Below are 21,207 nucleotides of genomic sequence, written 5' to 3'. Positions count from 1 at the left end.
CCCGGGGCGGCCGCCCCGGGGCGACTAGCATGACGGGATGGCCAGGCCCCGTCACGTCCGCGTCACCGACCGCTCGCGTCACCGCGATCGGCACGGCCGGGGTCTGCGGTCATCCGCCGCCGGGCCGCACCTGCCATTCCTCCGCACCCGCGTCGACCTCTTCGACGACATCGTCGCGTCGACCGCCGACTACCTCCGGGAACTCTGGCCCGATGAGCTCGAGGGCGTCGTCTTCGAGGTCGCCGGATTGCCCGCCGAGCCCGACCGCACCCGCGTCGAGCGCTGGCTCGTGGATCGTCAGGCCCGCAAGGTCCTGTTCTACCGGCTCCCTATCGAGCGCCTCGCACCCGCGCTCGAGCACCGATCCTCGCCCGACGGAGAATGGGACCACCGCGTGCTCGTCGAAGGGCACGTCTTCCGGGCCGTGGCCGAGCTGCTCGGCAAGGACCCCTGGGATCTCGCACCCGATCGATGGCGCGACCGCTGACCTGCGACCGGCGTCCGGCCGACCGGCCCCGCGCCTCCTGAGGCTCCGTCGGCGGGTCAGGGGTAGACGGTGACCGGTGACGAGGCCGGCAGAGGTGAGACGACGGGCCAGGCGGCCACGGCGCCGTCCGCCGAGAAGCTCATCGCGGCCCGCAGCCCGTCGGCGCCCGACAACCGGACGGAGTCGCCCGACGACACCCGGACCGCGAGGTTCGCGCCGGCAGGGACCTCGACCTCGCGCTCGTCGTCGCCGTCGATGGCGACGGTGGCCGTGACGGGCACGTCCGTCGGATTCGCCAGCGTCAGCCGTGCGCCGTCGCCGTCGGGCACGGACACCAGGGTCTCGCCCGAGAGCGCGGGAGCCGACGACGCCCACGACAGGTCGACGGCGCCGTCGGCCGACAACGCCGACGTGCGGACGGCGGCGACGACGGGCACGTCGGAGGTGATGGTCGCCGTGTAGAGGCCGTCGGCGAGACCGTCGACCGGGACGTCGGTGACGAGACCGGACTCGATCCGCGTGTCGAAGGTCGTCCCCGTCCCGTCGTCGGCGGCCAGCGAGATGGAGACGCGTGCGGGCGAGTCGCCCGGCGCCAGAAGCCGCAGAGCGCTCTGCAGGTCGCCCGCGTCGGGGTCGGCCAGAGCCGTCTCGAGGGTCTCGCCGCCACGGACGATGATGCCCGGGACGACCGTCGTCCTGCTCGGGGCCGCGCCGCCGCTGATGACGTCGACGCCGCCCGGATCGAGTGTGCGGACGATCGACTCCTGCAGGGTGGCGACGATCTGCCCCCCGCGGCTCGTCACATGCACGACGGGCGAGAGCAGGCCGGTCTCGAATCCCGAGAGGGGGACGACGCGCTGGCTCCGCGGGCCGACGACGATGCCCTCGATGCCGGGGCCCTGCACGCGGCCGGTCTCGGCCGTGATGCCCAGGTCGACCGTGGCGTTGACGTCGCTCGGGTTGACGAGCGTGATCAGGGACACGCGACCGGTCTCGGTCGAGCCGCCGACGAGCCAGGTCGAGCTGCTCGGCTCGGCGCAGGAGGAGCTGGCGAATCCGACGAGCTCGTCGGAGGCGACGCTCTGACTCTGCGACGCGGCGATCAGGGGGACCTCGTCGCCCTCCAGCCCCGCCGTGACGAGCTGCGGCGACGAGCTGCTGCCGTCGGCGCCGGCCAGGGCCTCGGCGGACTCGGAGCCCGTGCTCGACGAGGTCGCGATCCGCGCCTCGCCGACGGCGCTGGCCGTCGTCGCCTGCTGACCCTCGGCATCGGACAGGCGCAGCACGCTGCCGGCGCAGACGCGCTGCGGGTCGAGCGGCACGGGCGTGACGACCTGCCCTGCCGGGGTGGTCTCGAGACTCGGCAGCGGCAGGACGGTGGCCGCCGCGACGACGGCGGCCCCCACGGCGATGCCCACGACTCCGACGATGATGCGTCCGGTCGTGGAGGCGACGGATCTCTCAGTCATCTCGCTCCTCGTCGAAGGTGGTGGCGGGCTGCTCGGCCTCGGGCGTCCCCGCCCGGCTGCGTCGGCGACGCGGCGTCGTCGGGATGGCGAGCAGGAGCGCGGAGCCGAGCACGAGCGCCCAGGTGACCAGGACGATCACGCCGAGGGGGCCGCCGTCCGGGTGGGGCTCGCGCTGATCGGTCGAGTCGATGTACCGCCACAGCAGCCCGTTGGTCGTGTCGCCGACCGCCAGGAACGCGGCGTCGGCGTCGAGGGCCTCGCCCGCACGCTGACCCAGCGCGGCGGCGGCGTCGTCACCGGAGCCCTCGGTGAGCAGCACGAAGCCGATGCCCTGACGCGCCAGGTCGTCCGCGGGATCGAAGCCGCTGCGGCTGACGAGGTTGCCCGCCAGGACGGTGAGGTCGTCGGTGCTCGACGACAGCGTTTGCGCCGTCGAGTCGAGGGTCGACTGGTCGTCGAGGGTGGCGCCCTGGCCGTGCTCGAGCGACACGGCCAGCGAGCCGTCGGGCTGCGGGGTCAGCACGAGCGTGCCGATCTCGGGCGACGCCTCGGCCTCCGCCGCGACGTAGGCGGAGAGGATGCGGCCCGGGCTCGAGCGGATGTCGGCGGCTCCGGAGAGGGAGCCGATGACCACCGGGACGGCGGCGGCGACGGCGAACACGGCGACGACGACGCCCGACGCGGGGGCGACGCGGGGCAGACGGTCGAGGGTGACGGCCGCCGCGCCGATCATGCCGAGCAGGTACAGGCTGAGCGCGCCTCCCGCCCAGACGGTCGTGCTCTCGCTCCCGACGCCGATGATCGAGAGCTGGGTCGCGACGACCGCGGTCAGATAGCCGGCCAGGGCGATGACGAGGGCCGGGACGGCGCGCGTCCTCGAGCCGACGAACGGGGACGCGAGTGCGAGCAGGGCGAGGGGCACGAGCCCCACGGCGACGATCAGGGCCAGGGTGCCGCCCTGGACGCCGACGCCGGCGAGGAGGGAGGTCCAGCCGTTCAGCCCCGTCTCGGGCGAGCCGAGCAGCAGCTGCAGGGGCGAGGCGGGGTCGTTGCGCGCGGGCGCGCCGGGGTCGGCGAGGATCGCCCACCACGTGCCCCGGCCGATCTGGACGACGGCGAGCGGCGCGAAGAGCGCGACGGCCGGCAGCGGGATCGCCAGCATGCGGTGGATGCCCCGTGGCCGGGTCGCGAGGGATCCCACCCACAGGACGAGGAGGGCGGGCAGCAGGACCGGCGACCCGGCCGCCACCAGGGCGAACAGCAGCGACGCGGCGGCCCCGGACGCCCAGGAGCGCGCCGAGCCGATGAGGGCCCAGACGAAGAACGGCAGTGCGACGTGCGCGACGACGGATCCGAGGTGCCCCGTCTGCAGCGACGAGAACAGAGGCGACGAGACGGCGTAGAGCGCGGCGGCGACCGCCGGGACCCACGGCCGCGACGTGATCCGACGGGCCGCGAAGAAGGTGCCGATCGCCGACACCGGCGCGGCGAGCAGGTACACGACCAGGATGGACGTCGACGGCGACCAGAACGTGAGCGTGCCGAGCAGGGCCACCACGAGGGCGAACGGGTCGGACGGCCCGATGAACCCGGCGCCGATCTCGCGCCAGCCCCAGCCGACGGACTTCCAGAGCTCGCCGACGCTGGTGCTGAGCGGAAGCAGACCCCCGCCCGTGAGCGCCGGCTCACGGAGCAGACGGAGGAACGCCACGACGCTGAGGACCGTCGTGCCGACGACGACCCACAGCCCGCCCGAGCCGATGAAGCTGGCACGGGGATCGGCGCTGTCCTCGCCGCGGGCGACGAGGGCGTCGCGTTCGTTGACGCGTCGCTCGCGGACCTGGTTGTACGAGGCCCGGAGCGGCTCGATCGCCGACCACGACGTCGTCCGGCTGCGATGCAGCGCCCGGCGCGCCGCCGGGACCCTGCCTCCGCCGAAGGCCACGCGCAGCGCCGTCGAGAACTCGCCGACGACGGCGCCGGGGTTCTTCGTCAGCAGATGCCAGACGGAGCGGACGAACGCCAGCGGGACGAGACTGAGCCAGTGCAGCGGCACGGCGGCCAGGGGGGCGTAGACGAGTCGGCGATGCAGCTGCGCGGCCCGCCGCAGTCTCGCGCGGCGCGCATGCCCGCCGTTCCGCTGCCCGAAGTCCTCGGGGTTGCCGGCGCTGCTCACCTGCGCGCTCGGCACGGCGACGACCCGGTGGCCGGCGAGACGAGCCCGCACCGAGAGGTCGAGTGAGGCGTCGACGTGCGGGAGCCCCGGGTCGAAGCCGCCGAGGGACTCCCAGACGCTGCGCCGGATGAGCATCCCGCCGGCTGCGACGCCCAGGACGTCGTCGTGGAAGTCGTGCTGCCCCTGATCCAGCTCGTTCTCGACGAGGGGCATCGAGGCGCCGTAGCGCGTCATCGTCTCGCCGAACTCGGCGATGGTCCCGGGCTCGTCCCACCGCATCAGCTTCGGACCGGCGATCGCCACGGACGGGGCCACCTCGACGGTGGACATCAGACGCTCGAGCGCGTCGACGGCCGGGGCGTTGTCGTGCCCGAGGAACCACAGCCACTCGTCGTCACCGGAGCGCTCGCTCGCCGCGTCGGCCGACACGCGCACGCCGTGGGACACGGCCTCGCCGAAGGTCCGGGCGGAGGGCACGCTGGTGAGCTGCGCCGCGCCGCTCAGAGACAGGCGCCCGGCCGGCGAGTCGGGGCCGCCCGTGTCGACGACGACGAGCGCCTCGGGAGGTCGCGTCTGACGCGACAGACCCTCGAGGGTCCGGTCGAGATAGGTCGCCCCACCGGGGGCGACGAGGATCGCTGTGACTCTCGGATGCATGACCTGAGCAGCCTAGGTCGACGGCCGCATGCCGAGGGTCCGCCGCGCCGGACCGACCGCACCTGTGAGGCACCTATGCCTGCAGACGACGACGGCGCGCGACCCGTATCGGGGAGCACGCCGGGAGGCCGAGGAGGCGCGGGTCACGCCTGCTTGCGGAGCTTGCGTCGTTCCCGCTCGGACAGGCCGCCCCAGATGCCGAATCGCTCGTCGTTCTGGAGGGCGTACTCGAGGCACTGGGTCTTGACGTCGCACGACGCGCAGATCTTCTTGGCGTCGCGGGTCGAGCCGCCCTTCTCGGGGAAGAACGCCTCGGGGTCGGTCTGAGCGCAGAGCGAGTCGGCCTGCCAGGCGAGCTGGTTCTCGTCGTCCGACTGAGCCCTGCGGACGCCGGGGACGCCGAGCAGGACCGGGTCGACGTGCCAGTCGTCGGGTACTCCGACACGGGTGTCGTTCATCGTCACAGCACATCTCCCCTCGTCGTCGTCGCCCCCAGAACGGCTGCGATGGGGTCAATTACACCGGTGTAATTCGGCCACGTCAAGTCAGGGCCCAATAAACCCTGAACCCCTCATCGAGGGTCAAGCGGGCCCCGGCGTGTCGCGATGGGCTCCACCGCGACCGAGGGTCCCCCGGGGCGTCAGACGCGAGGAGCGGCCGCCCAGGCGCTCGTGACCATGTCGAGCAGGCTGTGGCGCATGGTCCAGTCGAGGTCGCGGGCCGCGAGGGTCCCGTCGGCCACGATCCGGTCGGGGTCGCCCGCCCGCCGCGGCGCGATCTCGGGGGTGAAGTCGATGCCGGTCCCCTGCCGCATGGCGTCCATGATCTCGCGGACCGACACCCCGCCGCCGGAGCCGAGGTTGTACGCGGGCTCGACGGACTCTCCCACGTCGAGCCGACGGGCGGCCGCGACGTGCGACACGGCCAGGTCGGCGACGTGGACGTAGTCGCGGACGCAGGTTCCGTCGGGCGTGGCGTAGTCGTCGCCGTTGATGCGGGGCGTCCGTCCGGCGGCGAGCGCGTCGAAGACAAGCGGGAAGAGATTGTGGGGGCTCGCGTCGTACAGGTCGGCGTGACCGGACCCGACCACGTTGAAGTAGCGGAGGCTGGTGTGTCGGAGCCCCGTCGCGACGGCCTGATCACGCAGCAGCCATTCGCCGATGAGCTTGCTCTCGCCGTACGGCGACGCGGGCGCCTTGGGGGTCGATTCGGTGACCAGCTCGGTGGGCGGCGTGCCGTACACGGCGGCGCTGGAGGAGAAGACGATGCGATCGACCCCATGGCCCGCCATCGCCTCGAGGAGGCGCTGCGTCCCCGTCACGTTCTGGTCGTAGGTGTGCAGGGGGCGCTGGACGGAGACTCCCGCGTACTTGTATCCCGCCACGTGCACGACTCCGGTCACGTCGTGCCGGGCGATGGTCTCGGAGACGAGGTCGCGGTCGAGGATGGACCCCCGGACGAACGGCACGCCCTCGGGGACGAACGACTCGATGCCCGACGAGAGGTCGTCGAGCACGACCGCGTCGATACCCGCCGACCCGAACTCGCGGACGACATGGGATCCGATGTAGCCGGCGCCGCCGGTGACCAACCAAGACATGGGGCAACTCTAGCCAGACGCCCGCGCCCGGCCCGCCGCCCTAGGCGGGGGTCGCGACGTAGAGCGTGCCCCCGCCCGTCACGGCCAGTCGGACCTCGTCGGGCGTCACGAAGGCGGACTCCCCCGTCGCCAGGCGGATCACGCCGTCCTGACCCTTGACCTGCACCTCGCCCTCGGTGACGAGCATGATGCTCGGTCCGCCGATCTGCACGACCGCGCCCGTGCCTCCGGCGTCCACCCGGAGGAGGGCGAAGCCCACGCCCGTCGGGTCGAAGCGCTCGACCCCGCGGGCCGTCTCGACCGGCCGGAGGTACGGGACGGGCAGGGGCGCGAACTCCAGGACCTCGAGGAGGGCCGGCACGTCGACGTGCTTCGGGGTCAGCCCTCCGCGCAGGACGTTGTCGGACGGGGCCATCAGCTCGACGCCGAGGCCGCCGAGGTAGGCGTGCACGTTGCCCGCCGGCAGGAAGAGCGCCTCGCCGCGCCGGAGGGTCACGTGGTTGAGCAGCAGCGAGATGACCACTCCGGGGTCGCCCGGGTAGCGGGAGGCGAGGTCGGCGACGGTGGAGATCGACGCCGAGGGCCCCTCCACCCCGCGGGCGAGCTCCGACACGTCGGCCACGATGCGCGACGACTCGTCGGAGCCGTCGAACAGACGGGCGAGGGTGGTCTCGAGGGACGTCTCGACGAGGACGCGGAGCGGCGCGAGACGGCCGCTGCCGCCATCGAGCCGGTCGATGTCGGTCAGCGTCTCGTCGAGGGTGCGGAACCCGCAGAGCGCGTCGAAGGTCTCGCTGAGGGCGACGATGATCTCGGGCTTCGGGAACGGGTCCTTGTAGTTGCGCGTCGGCGAGTCGATCGGGACGCCCGCCTCGTTCTCCGCGGCGAAGCCGGCCCGCGCCTGCTCGGGCGTCGGGTGGGCCTGGATCGACAGCGGGGCGTCCGCCGCCAGGACCTTGAGGAGGAACGGCAGCTCGGAGCGCCCGCGTCCGAGAGCGCGATCGGGCTCGGCGGCGAACCAGTCGGCCAGCGTGTCGGCGCCGTCCACGACGGCCGGATTCACCACGACGCTCGGCGAGCCGGGGTGCGCCCCCAGCCAGAGCTCCGCCTCGGGGCGACCCGAGGGCCGTCGTCCGAGCAGCGTGGAGATGGCGGTGGTCGAGCCCCAGGCGTAGTCGCGGGGGGTGTTGGTGATGGCCAGGAACATGCTTTACCTGCTTGTCGGAGGGGGAGCTTGGGCCCCCTCTACAAAGAGGCGGGGGCGCCAGCCGGGAGGCGTTGGTCAAAACTACCAAGGCCGTTGCCGACGACGGGAGGTGTGCCTAGGCTCGCCGAGCCCGGCGGCCCGGCCGCCCGGAACCCCGACACAGAGCAATGGAGCACGGATGTCCGCGACGACCCTCACCCCGTTCAGCACGCTGGCCAGCGACTTCTTCGGATTCGAGGACCAGCTATCGGATCGGGAGAAGGGCGTCCTGACCGACCTGCGCGCCTACCTCGAGACCGAGGTCAAGCCCGTCGTCAACCGCCACTGGGCCGACGCGACGTTCCCCCACGAGATCGTCAAGGGCCTCGCCGGTCTCGGGCTCTTCGGGATGCCGTGGGAGGAGACCCGGCCGTTCGAGAACAGCGCGGTCTTCCGCGGCTGGGTCGCCCTCGAGCTGGCCCGGGTCGACGCCTCCGTCGCGACCTTCGTGGGCGTCCAGAACGGTCTCGCCATGGGCTCGATCGGCGTCGGCGGATCTCCGGAGCAGCGGGCCGAGTGGCTCCCCCGGATGGCCAGCGGCGAGATCGTCGGGGCGTTCGGACTCACCGAGCCCCTCTCGGGCAGCGACTCGGCGCAGGGCCTTCGGACCGTCGCGACCCGCGACGGCGACGACTGGGTGCTCAACGGGTCCAAGCGCTGGATCGGCAACGCCACGTTCAGCGACATCACCGTCATCTGGGCCAAGAGCGCCGAGGACGGACAGGTCAAGGGCTTCATCGTGCCCACCTCCACCCCGGGCTACACGGCGACCAAGATCGAAGACAAGCAGAGTCTGCGCATCGTCCAGAACGCCGACATCACCCTGACGGACGTCCGCGTCCCCGATCGGCTGCGCCTGCAGCACGCGACGTCGTTCCGCGACACGGCGGCCGTGCTCCGGCTGACCCGGGCGGAGGTCGCCTGGGCCGCCGTGGGCAACTCGATCGGCGCCTACGAGGCGGCCCTGGCCTACGCGAACGAGCGCGTCCAGTTCGGCAAGCCGATCGCGAAGCACCAGCTCGTCCAGGACCTCCTGGTGAAGTCGATCGGCAACATCACGGCGTCGATCGCGATGGTCATGCGCTGCTCGCAGATGCTCGACGAGGGCACGCAGCGAGACGAGCACTCGTCGCTGGCGAAGGCGTTCACGACGGCCCGGATGCGCGAGACCGTCGGCTACGCACGCGAGGTGCTCGGCGGCAACGGAATCGTGCTCGAGTACGACGTCGCCCGCTTCTTCGCCGACGCCGAGGCGCTCTACAGCTACGAGGGGACCCGGGAGATGAACACCCTCATCGTCGGGCGCGCCATCACCGGCGAGGCGGCGTTCGTCTGAGCGGACCCTCCCGGGCCGGGCGACGGGCCGCTCCGACCGGGGTGGCCGGTCGTCTAGCCTGGTGCCCATGACGACGACGACCGCCACCGCGCCCGCGGCCCTCGCACCGCGCCGTCAGGGCACGACCTTCGCCACCCTGGCGTTCCTGGTCCTCTTCGGCGGCGACGTCCTCCGCAACGGCACCACGTTCTGGGGCTGGGGGCTCGCCTGCGCGGTGATGGTCGTCGCCTCCGCGGTCGTCGTGGCGCGCAACCGCCCCGATCACCGTCGGCTCCCCCGCCTCCTCGCGCTGTTCGTCCTCTGGGCCGTCGTCTCGATCACCTGGTCGCAGTACGCCGCCGCCTCGGCCGTCGGCATCGGGGCGACCCTGGCGACCACGCTCGGCGCGCTGGCGGTCGCCTGGTCGCTGCCGTGGCCCCTCATCGTCACCGCCCTCGGACGGGCGCTCCGCCTCCACGTCGGGCTCTCGCTCCTGTTCGAGCTCGTCGTCGCGGTGTTCGTCCGGCGCCCCGTCTGCCCCGTCTACCTCGACTGCTCCGGCGGAGTCCCCGACGCCTTCTACTGGTCGCGCGACGTCCTCGTCGAGGGGGGCCGCATCCAGGGCCTGCAGGGCAACAGCAACATCCTCGGCGTCCTCGCCCTCCTGGCCCTGATCGTCACCGCTGCCCAGTGGTCGGCCGGCACCATCAGCTCGCGCATCGGCACCATCGGAGTCGGCCTCGCGATCGCCGCGCTGCTGCTGACCCGCTCGGCGACGACCGCGGCGAGCGCCCTGGCCGTCGCGGTCGTGCTCGCGCTGGTGGTGCTGGTGCGCCGCACCGCGCCTCCTCGGCGTCCTCGTCTCCATCTCGCGACGCTCCTCGTCGTGGTCGTCGCCGCGGTCGCCGTCGTCCTCGCCCGGACCCCGCTCCTGGGGCTGCTCGGGCGCAGCAGCGATCTCACGGGCCGCACCGACATCTGGGCGTCCGTCGTCGATCTCGGCGTGCAGCACCCGGTCGTCGGCTGGGGCTGGGTCAGCTACTGGATCCCCTGGGCCGCGCCCTTCACGGATCTCGCCGAGCGCAACGGCGTCGTCTACCTGCAGGCGCACGACGCGTACCTCGACGTGTGGTTCCAGCTCGGCTGGATCGGGCTCGCCCTCTTCGCCCTCGTCTGCCTCGGCGTCCTGGCGCGTTCCTGGTGGTGGGCGACCGACCGGCGGATGCTCGGCGTCGGACGCGAGGCTCCCTGGGCGACGCTCGACCTGCTGCCGCTGCTGCTCGTCGTGGCGCTGCTCGTGCACGGCGTCGCGGAGTCTCGCCTCATCGTCGAATGGGGGTGGGCGCTGCTCGTCGTGGTCGTCGTCGTGACCCGACGCGACGCCCACGGCTGGAGCGACCACGACCGGGTCGCCGAGCCCACGAGCGCTCTGCGGCCATGACCCGCTGGGCCGACGGCCGTGCTGCCATGATGGTGCGGTGAGGCCGACCCGAGACGAGCGCGACCCGATCCGCCGCTACGTGTCGGCGTGGGTCGGATTCTCGGCGGGGGGCCACTTCAGCCAGGCCCTCGCGGTCGCGATCGTGCTCTACGGCTTCACCACCGAGTCGGTGCGCTCGCTCATGGGCTGGCCCGGTTCCGTGGCCATCCTGGCGGCCCTCGTCGCGCTGGCCGGCGTCTCGCTCTTCGGGCAGCGCCATCACGTCGAGTGGCGCGGCCTCCTGCCCGTCTCGCTGATCGCCCTGTTCGGATTCATGGGTCTCAGCGTGTTCTGGAGCGAGTACACCTGGGTGACCGCAGGAGGCGCGGCGTACGCGGCCGCGTTCGGCGCCCTCGGTCTCTACCTCGCACTCGGGCGCGATCTCGTCCAGGTGGTGCGCGCCGTGGGCGATGCGCTCCGCATCGTGCTCGTGACCTCGCTCGCCCTCGAGGTGTTCAGCGGGCTGCTGATCGACCAGCCGATCCCCTTCCTCGGCATCCAGGGGAACCTCGGCTACGGCGGGCCCATCCAGGGCATCGCCGGGACGCGCAACTACATCGGCTACCTGGCCGCGCTCGCCCTCATCACGTTCGCCGTCGAGTTCCTCACCCGCTCGGTCCCCCGACCCCAGGCCGTCGCCTCGGGGCTGGTCGCCGTCGCCACGCTGCTGTTGGCGCGATCACCCGTGACCGCCGTGGCGGTGCTCGCCCTCGTGGTCGCCGGGGTCGCGCTCAACGCGCTCCGACGGGCTCCCGAGCGTCGACGCCCCCTGCTCCAGGGCATCCTCGGGACGCTCGTCGTGATCGGCGGGACGATCGCCTACGCGGCCCGCGCGCGCCTCCTCGACTCGGTGGACGCCACCGCGGATCTCTCGACCCGCACGGCGCTCTGGTCTCGGATCCGCGATCTGACTGCCGTCCACGACGTGACCGGATGGGGCTTCGTCGGCCAGTGGCCCGGCGAGATCTTCCCGTTCTCGACCGTCATCTCGCCGAGCGGGAGGCCCTACGCCACCGGCCTCAACGCCTTCTACGACATGGGGCTGCAACTCGGGCTGGCAGGCGTCCTGCTGCTGGTCGTGGCCGGGACGCTCGCCTTCGTCCGCAGCTGGACGACCGCCTCCGGGCATCCGATCGTCGCCTACGTCTGGCCCGCCCTCGTCCTCGTGCTCATCGGGGTGACGGCCCTCGCCGAGAGCTACGTCCTCTTCGAGGGTTCCCTCATGCTCTTCGTGACGGTCGCGACCGTGGCGGCGCGCAAGCGCTCCTGGCGCTCCCGGCTGCCGAGCTGACCGCGGCGCGGCGGGCGGATCCGGTGCCGGGACCGACCGCCTACTCGTCGCGCAGCGGCAGTCCGCGCAGTCGGCGCCAGGCGCGCTGGAGACCCCAGATCGTGACGTTGAGCATGGCCTCCTGCACGATCGACCCGCTCATCTTCGAGACGCCGGCCTCGCGTTCGCGGAACTCGATCGGGACCTCGACGACGGTGTGCCCGGCGTCGAGGGTGCGGAGCGTCATGTCGACCTGGAAGAAGTAGCCGCGGGACGCGACCCGCTCGAGCGGCATGGCCGCCAGGACGTCGGCTCGGTAGACCCGGAAGCCGGCCGTCGCATCGCGGACGGGGATGCGCAGGGCGAGTCTCGAGTAGAGGTTGCCGGCGCGACTGAGGAACAGCCGTCGACGGGGCCAGTCGACCACCGAGCCGCCGCGGACCCAGCGCGATCCGATGACGAGCCCGGGACGCTCCGGGCCGTCGAGGGCCTCGAGCATGACCGGGAGACGGTCGGCGGGGTGACTGCCGTCGGCGTCGATCTCGACGAGCACCCGGTAGCCGCGGTCGAGTCCCCAGCGGAACCCGGCGACGTAGGCGGCCCCGAGGCCCTCCTTGGCCGTGCGGTGCACGACCGAGACCCGGTCGTCGGTCGCGGCGATCTCGTCGGCGATGCGCCCGGTGCCGTCGGGACTGGCGTCGTCCATGACGAGCACGTGCGCGGTCGGCACGGCCTCGAGGATGCGCGCCACGATGGGGCGGATGTTCTCGGCCTCGTCGTATGTGGGCACGATGGCCAGACAGGCCGCATTCACTGGTTCGATCACGGTCGTCCTCGGTGGTTCGGGAAGGGTCGAGCACGAGACTAACGCCCGGCGCCCCGCCGGACGCCCAGCTCGGCCGGCGACGCCCCGCGCACTCCCCCGGGCGCGAACGGCCCCGTTGCTAGACTCGGGCCTTCCCGCTCTCGCCAGAAAGCTCTCGCCTGAAAGGCAGTCCGTGACTGAACGCCGCCCCGGAGTCGTCTCCGTCGTCCTCGTCAACTTCCGTGGTGCCGACGACACCATCACCTGCATCACCGAGCTGAAGGCCGTCGACTGGCCCGCCGAGCTGCTCGAGATCGTGGTGGTCGAGAACGGATCGGGAGACGACAGCGCCCGCCGCATCCGCGAGGCTCACGGCGACGTCCTGCTCGTGAAGTCGAAGAGGAACCTCGGCTTCACCGGAGGCAGCAACCTCGGGGTCGCGAAGTCGAGCGGCGAGTTCGTCGCCTTCCTGAACAACGACGCGCGGCCGCATCGTTCGTGGGTCCGCGAGGCCGTCGGCACGTTCCACCAGGGGCGCGACATCGCGGCCGTCGCCTCGAAGGTGCTCGACTGGGAGGGCGAGAAGATCGACTTCGTCGACTCCGCCGTCGCGTGGTTCGGCATGGGCCACAAGCCCCACTACCTCGAGGCCGACGACGGCACCCACGACGAGGCCCGCGACATCCTCTTCGGCACCGGGGCGGCCCTGTTCGTCCGCGCCGAGGTCTTCGAGCAGGTGGGCGGCTTCGACGAGCGGCTGTTCATGTTCTACGACGACGTCGACCTGGGCTGGCGTCTCAACCTCCTCGGCTGGCGCGTCCGATACCAGCCGAAGAGCCTCGCGTACCACAAGCACCACGCCTCGATGAAGTCCTACGGGGACTTCCGAGAGCTCTACCTCCTCGAGCGCAACGCGCTCTACACGATCTACAAGAACCTCGACGACGAGACCCTCGCCACCGTCCTGCCCGGGGCCATGGCCCTCATCGCGCGCCGGTCGCTCGCGCGGGGCGGGGTCGACTCGGGCGTGCTCGATCTGCGCGTGCCCGGAGACGATTCGCAGCCCGATCTCGCGATGCCCAAGACGAGCGCCGCCGGCTTCTTCGCCCTCGACGCCTTCGTCGACGACCTCCCGTCGCTCACCGCGACCCGGCGCGAACTGCAGTCGCAGCGCACCCGCAGCGACCGCGAGCTGGCGCCCCTGTTCGGCACGACCGACACCCCGCTCGCCGACATGCCCCGTTACCTCGACGGCTACGACGCCGTCGTGAACTCGTTCGACATCCTCGCCGGCGCGTTCGCCCCGGGTGCCGGGTCCGCGGGCGAGCCCCGGGCGACGGGCGCCCGTCGGCGCATCCTCATCATCACGGGCGACTCGTTCGGCAAGAAGATGGCCGGGCCCGCGATCCGGGTGTGGAACATCGCGACGCTGCTGAGCGCCGAGCACGACGTGCGGGTCATCAGCCTCACCACGGCCGAGCCCCTCGACGCCCCCTTCGACATCCACGTCGTCTCGCCGCACTTCCCCGCGCCGATGACCAAGCACGAGGCGTGGGCCGACGTCATCATCGTCCAGGGCTACGCCCTGCAGCAGTTCGAGGTGCTCGAGAGCACGTCGAAGGTGCTCGTCGTCGACATCTACGACCCCATGCACCTCGAGCAGCTCGAGCAGGGCCGCGAGAAGGCCCTCGACGACTGGGACGACCAGATCCTCGGCGCAGCCGACTCGCTGAACAAGCAGATCGGGCTCGGCGACTTCTTCCTCTGCGCCTCCGAGCGTCAGCGGATGTTCTGGCTCGGTCAGATGGCCGCCATGGGCCGCATCAACGCTTGGAACTACAGCCGCGACGAGTCGCTCGACTCGCTGCTCGCCATCGCGCCGTTCGGGCTTCCGAGCACACCGGCGGTCCACACCCGCAAGGCCCTCCGCGGCGTCGTGCCCGGCATCGGCGAGAACGACAAGATCGTCGTCTGGGCCGGCGGGCTCTACAACTGGTTCGACCCGAAGACGCTCGTCCGGGCCATCGCCGATCTGGCCACCCGCCATGACGACGTCCGGCTCTTCTTCATGGGCACGAAGCACCCGAACCCCGACGTGCCCGAGATGGCCATCGTCCGCGAGACCCGCGAGCTCGCCCGTGAGCTGGGTGTGCTCGACAAGAACGTCTTCCTCAACGACTCGTGGGTCGACTACGACGATCGCCAGAACTACCTCCTCGAGGCGGACGCCGGGGTCTCGACCCACTTCACCCACGTCGAGACGACCTTCTCGTTCCGCACGCGCATCCTCGACTACCTGTGGACGGGTCTGCCCATCGTCAGCACCGAGGGCGACAGCTTCGGCGACCTCGTCGCGTCGTCCGAACTCGGGGTCGCGGTGCCCGAGCTCGACGTGGATGCCCTGTCGGCCGCGCTCGAGAGCGTCCTCTACGACGACGCCGCCGCAGCGTCCGCGCGCGCGAACGTCGAGGCCGTGAGATCGCAGTTCGTCTGGGAGAACGCCCTCGCGCCCCTGGTCGAGTTCTGCCGCAACCCCGTCAAGGCGGCCGACAAGATGCACGTCGTCTCGGCCGTGGCCCCGGCCCCGCGCACCTCCGCCGCGAGCCTCATCACGCGCCGGCCCCCGCGTCGCCACGGGCTCGCTCACGACATCGAGCGCGCCGCGTTCTACCTCCGCCACGGCGGGGTGGACGCCGTGTGGTCGCGGGTGAAGCGCCGCGTCATCAAGCCGCGCTGACGACGACGCAGACGACGAGAGCCGCTCCCCTCGAGGGGAGCGGCTCTCGTCGTATCGGTCGACGACCCGACGACGGGTGTCAGGCCACGAGCGTCAGGCGTCAGCCGACGGTCACCGTGGTCGGCGCGGAGTCGCCGACGGCGTCCGCCGACTCGTAGTGGACCCGCACCTGCCAGTCGCCCGCCACGAGTCGCTCGGACGACAGCGTGAGACCGCCGCAGACGGTCGACTGCGCGTCGGCCTGGGCCCTGAACGGCTCCGACTCGACGACCTCGCCGCCGCGCTCCGCGACGACGGTGCACGACCCGCCCTGCTCGACGATCGACCCCATGACGGCCGCGCCCTCGATGGCGCTGGTGCTGGGCTCCCAGACGAGACGAGGGGTGAAGACGTCGGTCGCAGTCTGCTGCCCTCCGGTCGGCGGCGGTGTGGATGCCGCCGGCTGCGTCGGCTCGCCGGTCGGCGTCGCACTCGGCTCGGCGGGTGCCGTGGCTGTGGGCGTCGCGGGGTCCGCGCCGCCCGCGCTCGGCGTCGAGGTGGCGGAGGCCACGGGCGGGGTCGTCGAAGCCGTCGGCGCCGCGTCGGGGCCGTCGTCGCTCCCGACCATGACCGCGACGAGGATCGCCACGGCGGCGACCAGCACCACACCCGAGACGACGGCCCAGATCCTGATCTGACGCCCCCGAGCGCGGTCCTCCGCGTCGTGGTCGTCGAGGCCCGTGCCCTCGCCCGATCCCCGACCGCTCATCGGACCGTCACCGTCCTGCAGTTGAGAGGCGTGTCTCCCCCGACGCCGCCGGCGCTCCGGGCGACCGCGCAGACCTCATGAGAACCGGCCCGGACTCCGCGGACGTTCGCCGTGAAGCCGTGGTTCGCACCCGATGCGGGGAACGCCCTGGCGATGTCCGGCCGGGCGGTCGAGGCCGTGACGACGCCCCGGGAGACGCCGTCGATGCGGATGTCCACGGTGATGGGCTTCGTCTTCAGATCGGCGTCGAGAGCCCAGCCGCTGATGTCGACGCGTCCGGCCGTCGTGCTCGTGACGTTGTCGACGCGGCCCTGGGGCCAGGTCGTGCTGACGGTGGCCGTCCGGCACGAGGGCAGAGCGACGTCCTTCCCGTCGCCGACGTTGACCGCCGTGGCGCAGATCGCGTACGTGCCGGGGTTCATGCCCGAGAGCACGGCCGTCCATCCGCGGTAGGGCCCGGCGCTCGGGTAGGCCCGGCCCACGTCGGGCCGGTTCGCCGTCGCGTTGACCGTGGCGACGGTCTTCCCGTCGACGCTCACCCGCACCTTCGTCGCAGCGGAGGTGGAGGGATCGAGCGCCCAGCCCTTGGCGTAGAGCAGGCCGGCCGAGCGGTGCTCGAGCAGTTCGAACCGACCCTTCGGCGACGCCTCGGAGGCCGAGGAGGCGCTGGCGACGGTGGCCGTCTTGCACGGGCCGAGACGGGCGCTCTGCCCTCCGCCGATGTTCATGCCGTAGGCGCAGAAGCTGTGCTTGCCCGGAGGCAGCGACACGGTCGCGCTGTACCCGCGAGCGGGTCCCCAGTCCGGGTAGGCGCGGCCGATGTCGGGGCGGGAGCGATCGGCGGTCACGGTGGCGACCTTGCGACCGTCGGCGTAGATCTGCACGCCGATCGAGCGCGAGGCGTTGGGGTCGAGGGCCCACCCCGTCACGGTCGCCTTGCCCGCGGCGGGAGAGGTGACGGCGTCGAGACGGCCCTGCGGGTCGCTCGACATCGTGAACGTCCTGCATCCCAGCTGCGTGTTCGAGCCGAAGCCGACGTTGATGCCGTAGACGCAGAACTGATGCGACTTCGCCGTGGTCTTGGGGATGTCGATCGAGAACCCGTGAGCGGCCCCGTACCGCGGGTGCGCACGGCCGACGTCGGCTCGCGAGACGCTGGCCGTCGCGGCCTTCGAGTAGCGGCCGTCGACGTAGACGTGGACGGCGATCGGGTCGGCGGTGTCGGGGTCGATGGCCCAGCCCTTCACCCGCGCCGTCCCCGCCTTGACGAACGAGACGGCCTCGAGCTTGCCGAACGGCTTGACGTCGCCGGTCGTGCTGCCGAACCAGTCGGTGTAGAGACGGAAGAAGTTCCGGTTCCCGTAGGCGCTGCAGGAGTCGCCGGTGCCGTACATGTTGCGGAGGGCCGCCGCGTTCGGCTGATAGGGCGTGTAGTAGTACAGCGCCGCGGTCGCCTTGTTCTGGATGCGGACGGGGCTCGAGCCGCAGGCCGAGTTCGGGTTGTAGAGCACGTTGCTGACCTTGCCGACGGGATACCAGTTGAAGAAGCTGCTGGTGCCGTAGACCTTCATCTGGTGCGCCGACGAGTACAGCTGGTTGAAGAGGCCGTAGTAGGAGGCGTCGCAGGCGCCGTTCGTCGTGTCGGGGCAGGCGTAGCCCATCGCGCGTCCGAGGCGCTCGTTCGACGGGTTGCCCGAGTACGTGACGAGCGACTGCTCCTTCTCGAGGATCACCAGCATCACCATGGCGCTGACGCCGCAGGCCGCGGAGACCTTCTGGATGATGGTCGCGGTCGACTCGCTCGACGCCCCCGCGTACCGCCCGCAGTACTTGTCGGCGGCCCGCGTGTTCGAGGCCACCTTCTTGACCTTGAGGCAGTTCGACCCGGTGCACGAGCCGCCCTTGCTGTTGAGGAACGACTGGATCTGCGTCCCGGTCATCGCGTTCGACGCGTAGAAGTTCGCGTCGCTGATGATGAAGCCCGGATCGAAGTCCGCCCCGGAGGCGCTCGTCGCCGATGCCGCGGAGGGGGCGGCGACCGCCGGTGCCGGCTGAGCGCCGACCACGAGACCGCCGGCGGCGACCGCGACGGCCGCGACCACCGCGGTCAGGCGGAGGAGCCGGGACCCGAGGGGTCGAGGCGCGCGCGCGAGCCCGGTGCGTGATGAAGACATGTCGTTACCTGATCTGTCGGTCACGTCGTCGACGGCCGCGCACGAGGCGCCCGGGATGGCTGGTAGACGAGGTAGCTGCGTGGAGCACCGCCGATCGAAGGCACCCCTGTGTGACCAGGGTACAAAATTATCCCGCGGTGTCCAGCCGCCCGACCGTCAGAGCGTCGCGAGCAGCTCGTCCAGGTCGCCCCGGTTGCGAGCGAAGTCGAACTCCCAGGCGGACTTCGACGCTGCGGGATCCCAGCTCCCCTCGACCCGAGGGACGTCGGCGGCGCTCCAGAAGCAGTGGACCTGCGCGCCCGAGAGCAGCCCGAACAGCTGCTCGTCCTTGGCCAGGTACGACTCGTGGGCGAGCAGCAGCACGGCCCGCGGCGCGGCGGCGAAGAGGACGTTGAACATGGCGGCCCCTCCGAAGCCCGCGACGACCTCGGCTCCGGCGAAGAGGGTGGCCTGCTCGGCGAGGCTCAGCGTCTCGGGCCGCACGACGGTGAATCCGCGTCGGGCGAAGTGCTCCTCGACCTCGACGGCGTTCCGGCAGTTCCGCGCCTCGAGGTCGGCGGGACGCGTCACGAAGATCTTCGGCGTCTTCGACGCGCCGGGAGCGACGAGGGCTCCGCGCAGGGTCGCCCAGACGTCACGCAGCCCCGGGTGCGCGTAGTGGGGGTAGTCCTTCTCCCACATCGTGGTGGCCGCCACGAGCGTCTCGACCTCGACGTCGTCGCGGACCCACTCGACGTCGTCGTCGGCAATGCCGAAGGCGCGGAACAGGTCGCGCTCGAACCCGGGTTCCGTCGTCTTCGGCGCGAGCCGGTAGATCGCCTTCAGCCCGGGGACGGCGCGCTTCGCCTCGGCCCAGCCCCAGAGCTTGCCGACGGTGTCGGTGAGGACGTGCCCGTACTGACCCGGCCAGGCGCAGCGGAGGTCGTAGTAGGCGCCCTCCAGCCTGCGCGGCGACGACTCGCCGACCGCGGCGAAGTTCGGGGTGGGGTTGCGCCCGATCTCGGGTGCGACCTCCTTCTTGAACGGCGACTTGAAGGAACCGGGCAGGAGCGTCTGCCCGACGCGGGTCACGAGTCGCTGTCCGAGCACGACAGGGGCTCCGTAGTGCCGGAGCGGCAGCTCGGGCACCTCGTACTCGGCGCTCAGCACCGACTGGGGGGCGGTGCTGCGATGCGACACGACGGCCCCGCCGGTCGCCGTCACGACCGTCGACGGGAGCCGGTCGAGCTCGACCAGCCCGAGAGACGGGAGCCGCTGCGGCAGCACGTCGTCGGCTCGGTGCTCGCCCACCTTGAGCTGGTGCGAGCCGCTCTTCGTGAAGACGATGCCGTCGGGCGTCGCCGTCATGTCGCGTGTCGACCGGGCCGCCTCGGTCTCCTCGCGGCTGATGCCGTCGATCTCGCCGTCGCGGATGGTGGCGAGGCGGTCCAGCGCCGTCGTGGCCGAGGCGCTGGTGCCGTCGACGCTCGCCAGGACGAAGGTGCCCCCGTCCGCGAGGTGGAGGTACGAGCGGCCCCAGGTCGCGAGCGCGGCCTCGACCCGGACGCGGCGCAGGAACACGAAGGCGTCGAGCGTCCCGATCCGCTCGAGCAGGGGGCCGAGCGCGTCGTTGCCCGGGGCGGAGTGCCAGACGACCCGGCCGATGTCGGGTCGGGGCACGTCGGGGCCGGGGAGGACGACGTGGACGTCGGCCGTCGGGAACAGATCGACGACATCCGACACGAGACGGGTCTGGTCGGCGTCGACGACGACGACGACCACGGCGTCCGGGCCGAGCTCGGGGACTCGCGAGCGCCACGTCGTCCGCTCGGGGAGAGCCGACGACGCGTCGGCGGTCTCGGTCTTCGTGCGGGTCTTCAGCTTCGCCATGGTGTCGTCTCCCTCTCGTCGGCGGGGAGCCGACGTGCTGCCGGGCGGAGGGACGACCTCGCCCGGGCCGTCGGCCACCGTAGCAGTCGGGGCTGCGCGGGCACCGTCGCGCCACGGCCGTCGCGCTCGTCGGCCGCCCCCGGCCGCGCACGAGCGCCCGGTATCGTGGATCCGCCGCGCCCCGCGGCCGAGGAGAGGCGCGCGCATGACGACGGTCGACGTGGTGGTCGTGAACTGGAACGGGGCCGAGGTCGTCGGGGACTGCCTCCGGTCGGTCGTCGCGCATCGGAGCGAGCACGAGGTCCGCATCGTCCTCGTCGACAACGATTCTCGGGACGACTCCCTCGTCGTCGCCCGCGACGCCGCCCCGGGGGCGTCGGTCGTCCGCACCGGCGAGAACCTCGGCTTCGCCGGCGGGGTGCAGGCCGGCATCGCCGCCTCCGACGGCGACGTCGTCGTGCTGCTCAACAACGATGCGACCCTGGTGGCCGGGTTCGTCGACGCCGCCGTCGCGCGCCTCCTCGGCTCCCCCTCTCTGGGCGCCGTCACGGGGCGTCTCCTCCTGCTCGAGCCGCGGGCGGACGGGGTCCGGCTCATCAATTCGACCGGCGTCGAGATCACGGCGTCGGGGAACGGACGCGACCGGGACTGGCTCCGCGCGGAGGACGAGGGATCCGGCTCGCCCCGGGAGGTCTTCGGACTCTGCGGCGGAGCGGCCGCCCTGCGGCGGACGGCGCTCGACGACGTCGGCGGGTTCGACCCGACGCTGTTCCTCTACTACGAGGACACCGACCTCAGCTGGCGGCTCCGACTCGCCGGATGGGCGATCGAGTACGAGCGCGAGGCGACCGTCCTGCATCGGCACGCCCACAGCACGGTCGAGGGGAGCCCGCTGTTCGTCCGGCAGAACACCCGGAACCGGCTCGTCGTCGCGACCCGCTACGCCCCTCCGAGCGTGGTTCTCCGGGCCTGGGCGGCCACCATCGTCCGCACGGCGCGTCTCGGCGTCTCGGCTTCGCTGGGCCGCGGCTCGAGAGACACTGCCCGCGCGGTCCGTCGAGGGCTGGCCTCCGCCGTGGGAGCGCTCCCCCGCGACCTCGCGACCCGGCGGCGGTGGAACCGGCGGTCCGTGCTGTCGTCATCGGCGCGCCGGAGCCTCATCAGCCGCTGACGG

At 72.1% G+C, this 21,207-nt stretch carries 15 protein-coding genes; 6 read left to right on the top strand and 9 right to left on the bottom strand.

Annotation, left to right across the window (positions count from 1 at the left end; all coding sequences use genetic code 11):
- Positions 1–37 precede the first annotated feature (37 nt).
- Positions 38–487: a metallopeptidase family protein gene (locus ASF17_RS05280; RefSeq protein ID WP_055796182.1), complete on the top strand. Its 450-nt coding sequence runs from the start codon at positions 38–40 to the stop codon at positions 485–487.
- Between the two features lie 56 nt (positions 488–543).
- Here the strand turns inward: ASF17_RS05280 and ASF17_RS05275 are convergent, their stop codons facing one another.
- The 5 genes from ASF17_RS05275 to manA form a co-directional block, all read right to left on the bottom strand.
- Positions 544–1,956 carry a DUF5719 family protein gene (locus ASF17_RS05275; protein ID WP_055796177.1) on the bottom strand — a complete coding sequence of 471 codons (1,413 nt, stop codon included), beginning with the start codon at positions 1,954–1,956 and terminating at the stop codon, positions 544–546.
- Positions 1,949–4,789 (bottom strand): glycosyltransferase, encoded by a 2,841-nt coding sequence (locus ASF17_RS05270; protein ID WP_055796174.1) that lies wholly within the window; start codon positions 4,787–4,789, stop codon positions 1,949–1,951. Before ASF17_RS05270 ends, ASF17_RS05275 begins: the two co-directional genes overlap by 8 nt.
- Before the next feature lie 143 nt (positions 4,790–4,932).
- Complete coding sequence (locus tag ASF17_RS05265) at positions 4,933–5,247, bottom strand: WhiB family transcriptional regulator (RefSeq protein ID WP_055798263.1); 315 nt, start codon at positions 5,245–5,247, stop codon at positions 4,933–4,935.
- A 182-nt stretch (positions 5,248–5,429) separates the two neighbouring features.
- Positions 5,430–6,389: a UDP-glucose 4-epimerase GalE gene (galE, locus tag ASF17_RS05260; protein WP_055796172.1), complete on the bottom strand. Its 960-nt coding sequence runs from the start codon at positions 6,387–6,389 to the stop codon at positions 5,430–5,432.
- 40 nt (positions 6,390–6,429) lie between these two features.
- Entirely contained in the window at positions 6,430–7,596 is a 1,167-nt protein-coding gene (manA, locus tag ASF17_RS05255) for a mannose-6-phosphate isomerase, class I (protein WP_055796169.1), read from the bottom strand.
- A gap of 178 nt (positions 7,597–7,774) precedes the next feature.
- On the opposite strand from manA, the gene ASF17_RS05250 reads away from it, so the two are divergent.
- The 3 genes from ASF17_RS05250 (at position 7,775) to ASF17_RS05240 (ending at position 11,721) form a co-directional block, all read left to right on the top strand.
- Positions 7,775–8,971: an acyl-CoA dehydrogenase family protein gene (locus tag ASF17_RS05250; protein WP_055796166.1), complete on the top strand. Its 1,197-nt coding sequence runs from the start codon at positions 7,775–7,777 to the stop codon at positions 8,969–8,971.
- 67 nt (positions 8,972–9,038) lie between these two features.
- Positions 9,039–10,391 (top strand): O-antigen ligase family protein, encoded by a 1,353-nt coding sequence (locus tag ASF17_RS05245; protein ID WP_055796162.1) that lies wholly within the window; start codon positions 9,039–9,041, stop codon positions 10,389–10,391.
- 37 nt (positions 10,392–10,428) lie between these two features.
- Positions 10,429–11,721, top strand: coding sequence for a hypothetical protein (locus ASF17_RS05240; RefSeq protein ID WP_055796159.1), 1,293 nt, complete (start codon positions 10,429–10,431; stop codon positions 11,719–11,721).
- A gap of 40 nt (positions 11,722–11,761) precedes the next feature.
- Here ASF17_RS05240 and ASF17_RS05235 read toward each other — a convergent pair whose 3' ends face one another.
- Positions 11,762–12,526: a polyprenol monophosphomannose synthase gene (locus ASF17_RS05235; RefSeq protein ID WP_326934171.1), complete on the bottom strand. Its 765-nt coding sequence runs from the start codon at positions 12,524–12,526 to the stop codon at positions 11,762–11,764.
- A 172-nt stretch (positions 12,527–12,698) separates the two neighbouring features.
- Here ASF17_RS05235 and ASF17_RS05230 point away from each other — a divergent pair, with 172 nt between their 5' ends.
- Positions 12,699–15,242, top strand: a complete 2,544-nt coding sequence (locus tag ASF17_RS05230) for a glycosyltransferase (RefSeq protein ID WP_055796156.1) — start codon at positions 12,699–12,701, stop codon at positions 15,240–15,242.
- Positions 15,243–15,342: 100 nt separating this feature from the next.
- On the opposite strand, the gene ASF17_RS05225 is transcribed toward ASF17_RS05230, so the two are convergent.
- The 3 genes from ASF17_RS05225 to ASF17_RS05215 all read right to left on the bottom strand — a co-directional run bounded on the left by ASF17_RS05225 (position 15,343) and on the right by ASF17_RS05215 (position 20,033).
- Positions 15,343–15,990 (bottom strand): hypothetical protein, encoded by a 648-nt coding sequence (locus ASF17_RS05225; RefSeq protein WP_055796153.1) that lies wholly within the window; start codon positions 15,988–15,990, stop codon positions 15,343–15,345.
- Complete coding sequence (locus tag ASF17_RS05220; protein WP_156357314.1) at positions 15,987–18,164, bottom strand: hypothetical protein; 2,178 nt, start codon at positions 18,162–18,164, stop codon at positions 15,987–15,989. Before ASF17_RS05220 ends, ASF17_RS05225 begins: the two co-directional genes overlap by 4 nt.
- 156 nt (positions 18,165–18,320) lie before the next feature.
- The gene (locus tag ASF17_RS05215; protein WP_162236415.1) at positions 18,321–20,033 is read right to left on the bottom strand and encodes a glycosyltransferase family 61 protein; all 1,713 of its coding nucleotides are present in this window, start codon (positions 20,031–20,033) and stop codon (positions 18,321–18,323) included.
- Between the two features lie 205 nt (positions 20,034–20,238).
- On the opposite strand from ASF17_RS05215, the gene ASF17_RS05210 reads away from it, so the two are divergent.
- Positions 20,239–21,204, top strand: coding sequence for a glycosyltransferase family 2 protein (locus ASF17_RS05210; protein WP_055796144.1), 966 nt, complete (start codon positions 20,239–20,241; stop codon positions 21,202–21,204).
- The last annotated feature ends 3 nt before the right edge of the window (positions 21,205–21,207 follow it).

It is taken from the genome of Frigoribacterium sp. Leaf263 (assembly GCF_001422285.1).
Classification (GTDB): domain Bacteria; phylum Actinomycetota; class Actinomycetes; order Actinomycetales; family Microbacteriaceae; genus Frigoribacterium.
The sequence above is the reverse complement of the archived record's forward strand: the minus strand, read 5'-3'. Positions and strand labels throughout refer to the sequence as shown.

Coding starts and splice junctions, on each gene's coding strand:
- ASF17_RS05280 (WP_055796182.1), top strand. CDS start 38: ATGGCCAGGCCCCGTCACGTCCGCGTCACCGACCGCTCGCGTCACCGC.
- ASF17_RS05275 (WP_055796177.1), bottom strand. CDS start 1,956: ATGACTGAGAGATCCGTCGCCTCCACGACCGGACGCATCATCGTCGGA.
- ASF17_RS05270 (WP_055796174.1), bottom strand. CDS start 4,789: ATGCATCCGAGAGTCACAGCGATCCTCGTCGCCCCCGGTGGGGCGACC.
- ASF17_RS05265 (WP_055798263.1), bottom strand. CDS start 5,247: ATGAACGACACCCGTGTCGGAGTACCCGACGACTGGCACGTCGACCCG.
- galE (WP_055796172.1), bottom strand. CDS start 6,389: ATGTCTTGGTTGGTCACCGGCGGCGCCGGCTACATCGGATCCCATGTC.
- manA (WP_055796169.1), bottom strand. CDS start 7,596: ATGTTCCTGGCCATCACCAACACCCCCCGCGACTACGCCTGGGGCTCG.
- ASF17_RS05250 (WP_055796166.1), top strand. CDS start 7,775: ATGTCCGCGACGACCCTCACCCCGTTCAGCACGCTGGCCAGCGACTTC.
- ASF17_RS05245 (WP_055796162.1), top strand. CDS start 9,039: ATGACGACGACGACCGCCACCGCGCCCGCGGCCCTCGCACCGCGCCGT.
- ASF17_RS05225 (WP_055796153.1), bottom strand. CDS start 15,990: ATGAGCGGTCGGGGATCGGGCGAGGGCACGGGCCTCGACGACCACGAC.
- ASF17_RS05220 (WP_156357314.1), bottom strand. CDS start 18,164: ATGTCTTCATCACGCACCGGGCTCGCGCGCGCGCCTCGACCCCTCGGG.
- ASF17_RS05215 (WP_162236415.1), bottom strand. CDS start 20,033: ATGGCGAAGCTGAAGACCCGCACGAAGACCGAGACCGCCGACGCGTCG.
- ASF17_RS05210 (WP_055796144.1), top strand. CDS start 20,239: ATGACGACGGTCGACGTGGTGGTCGTGAACTGGAACGGGGCCGAGGTC.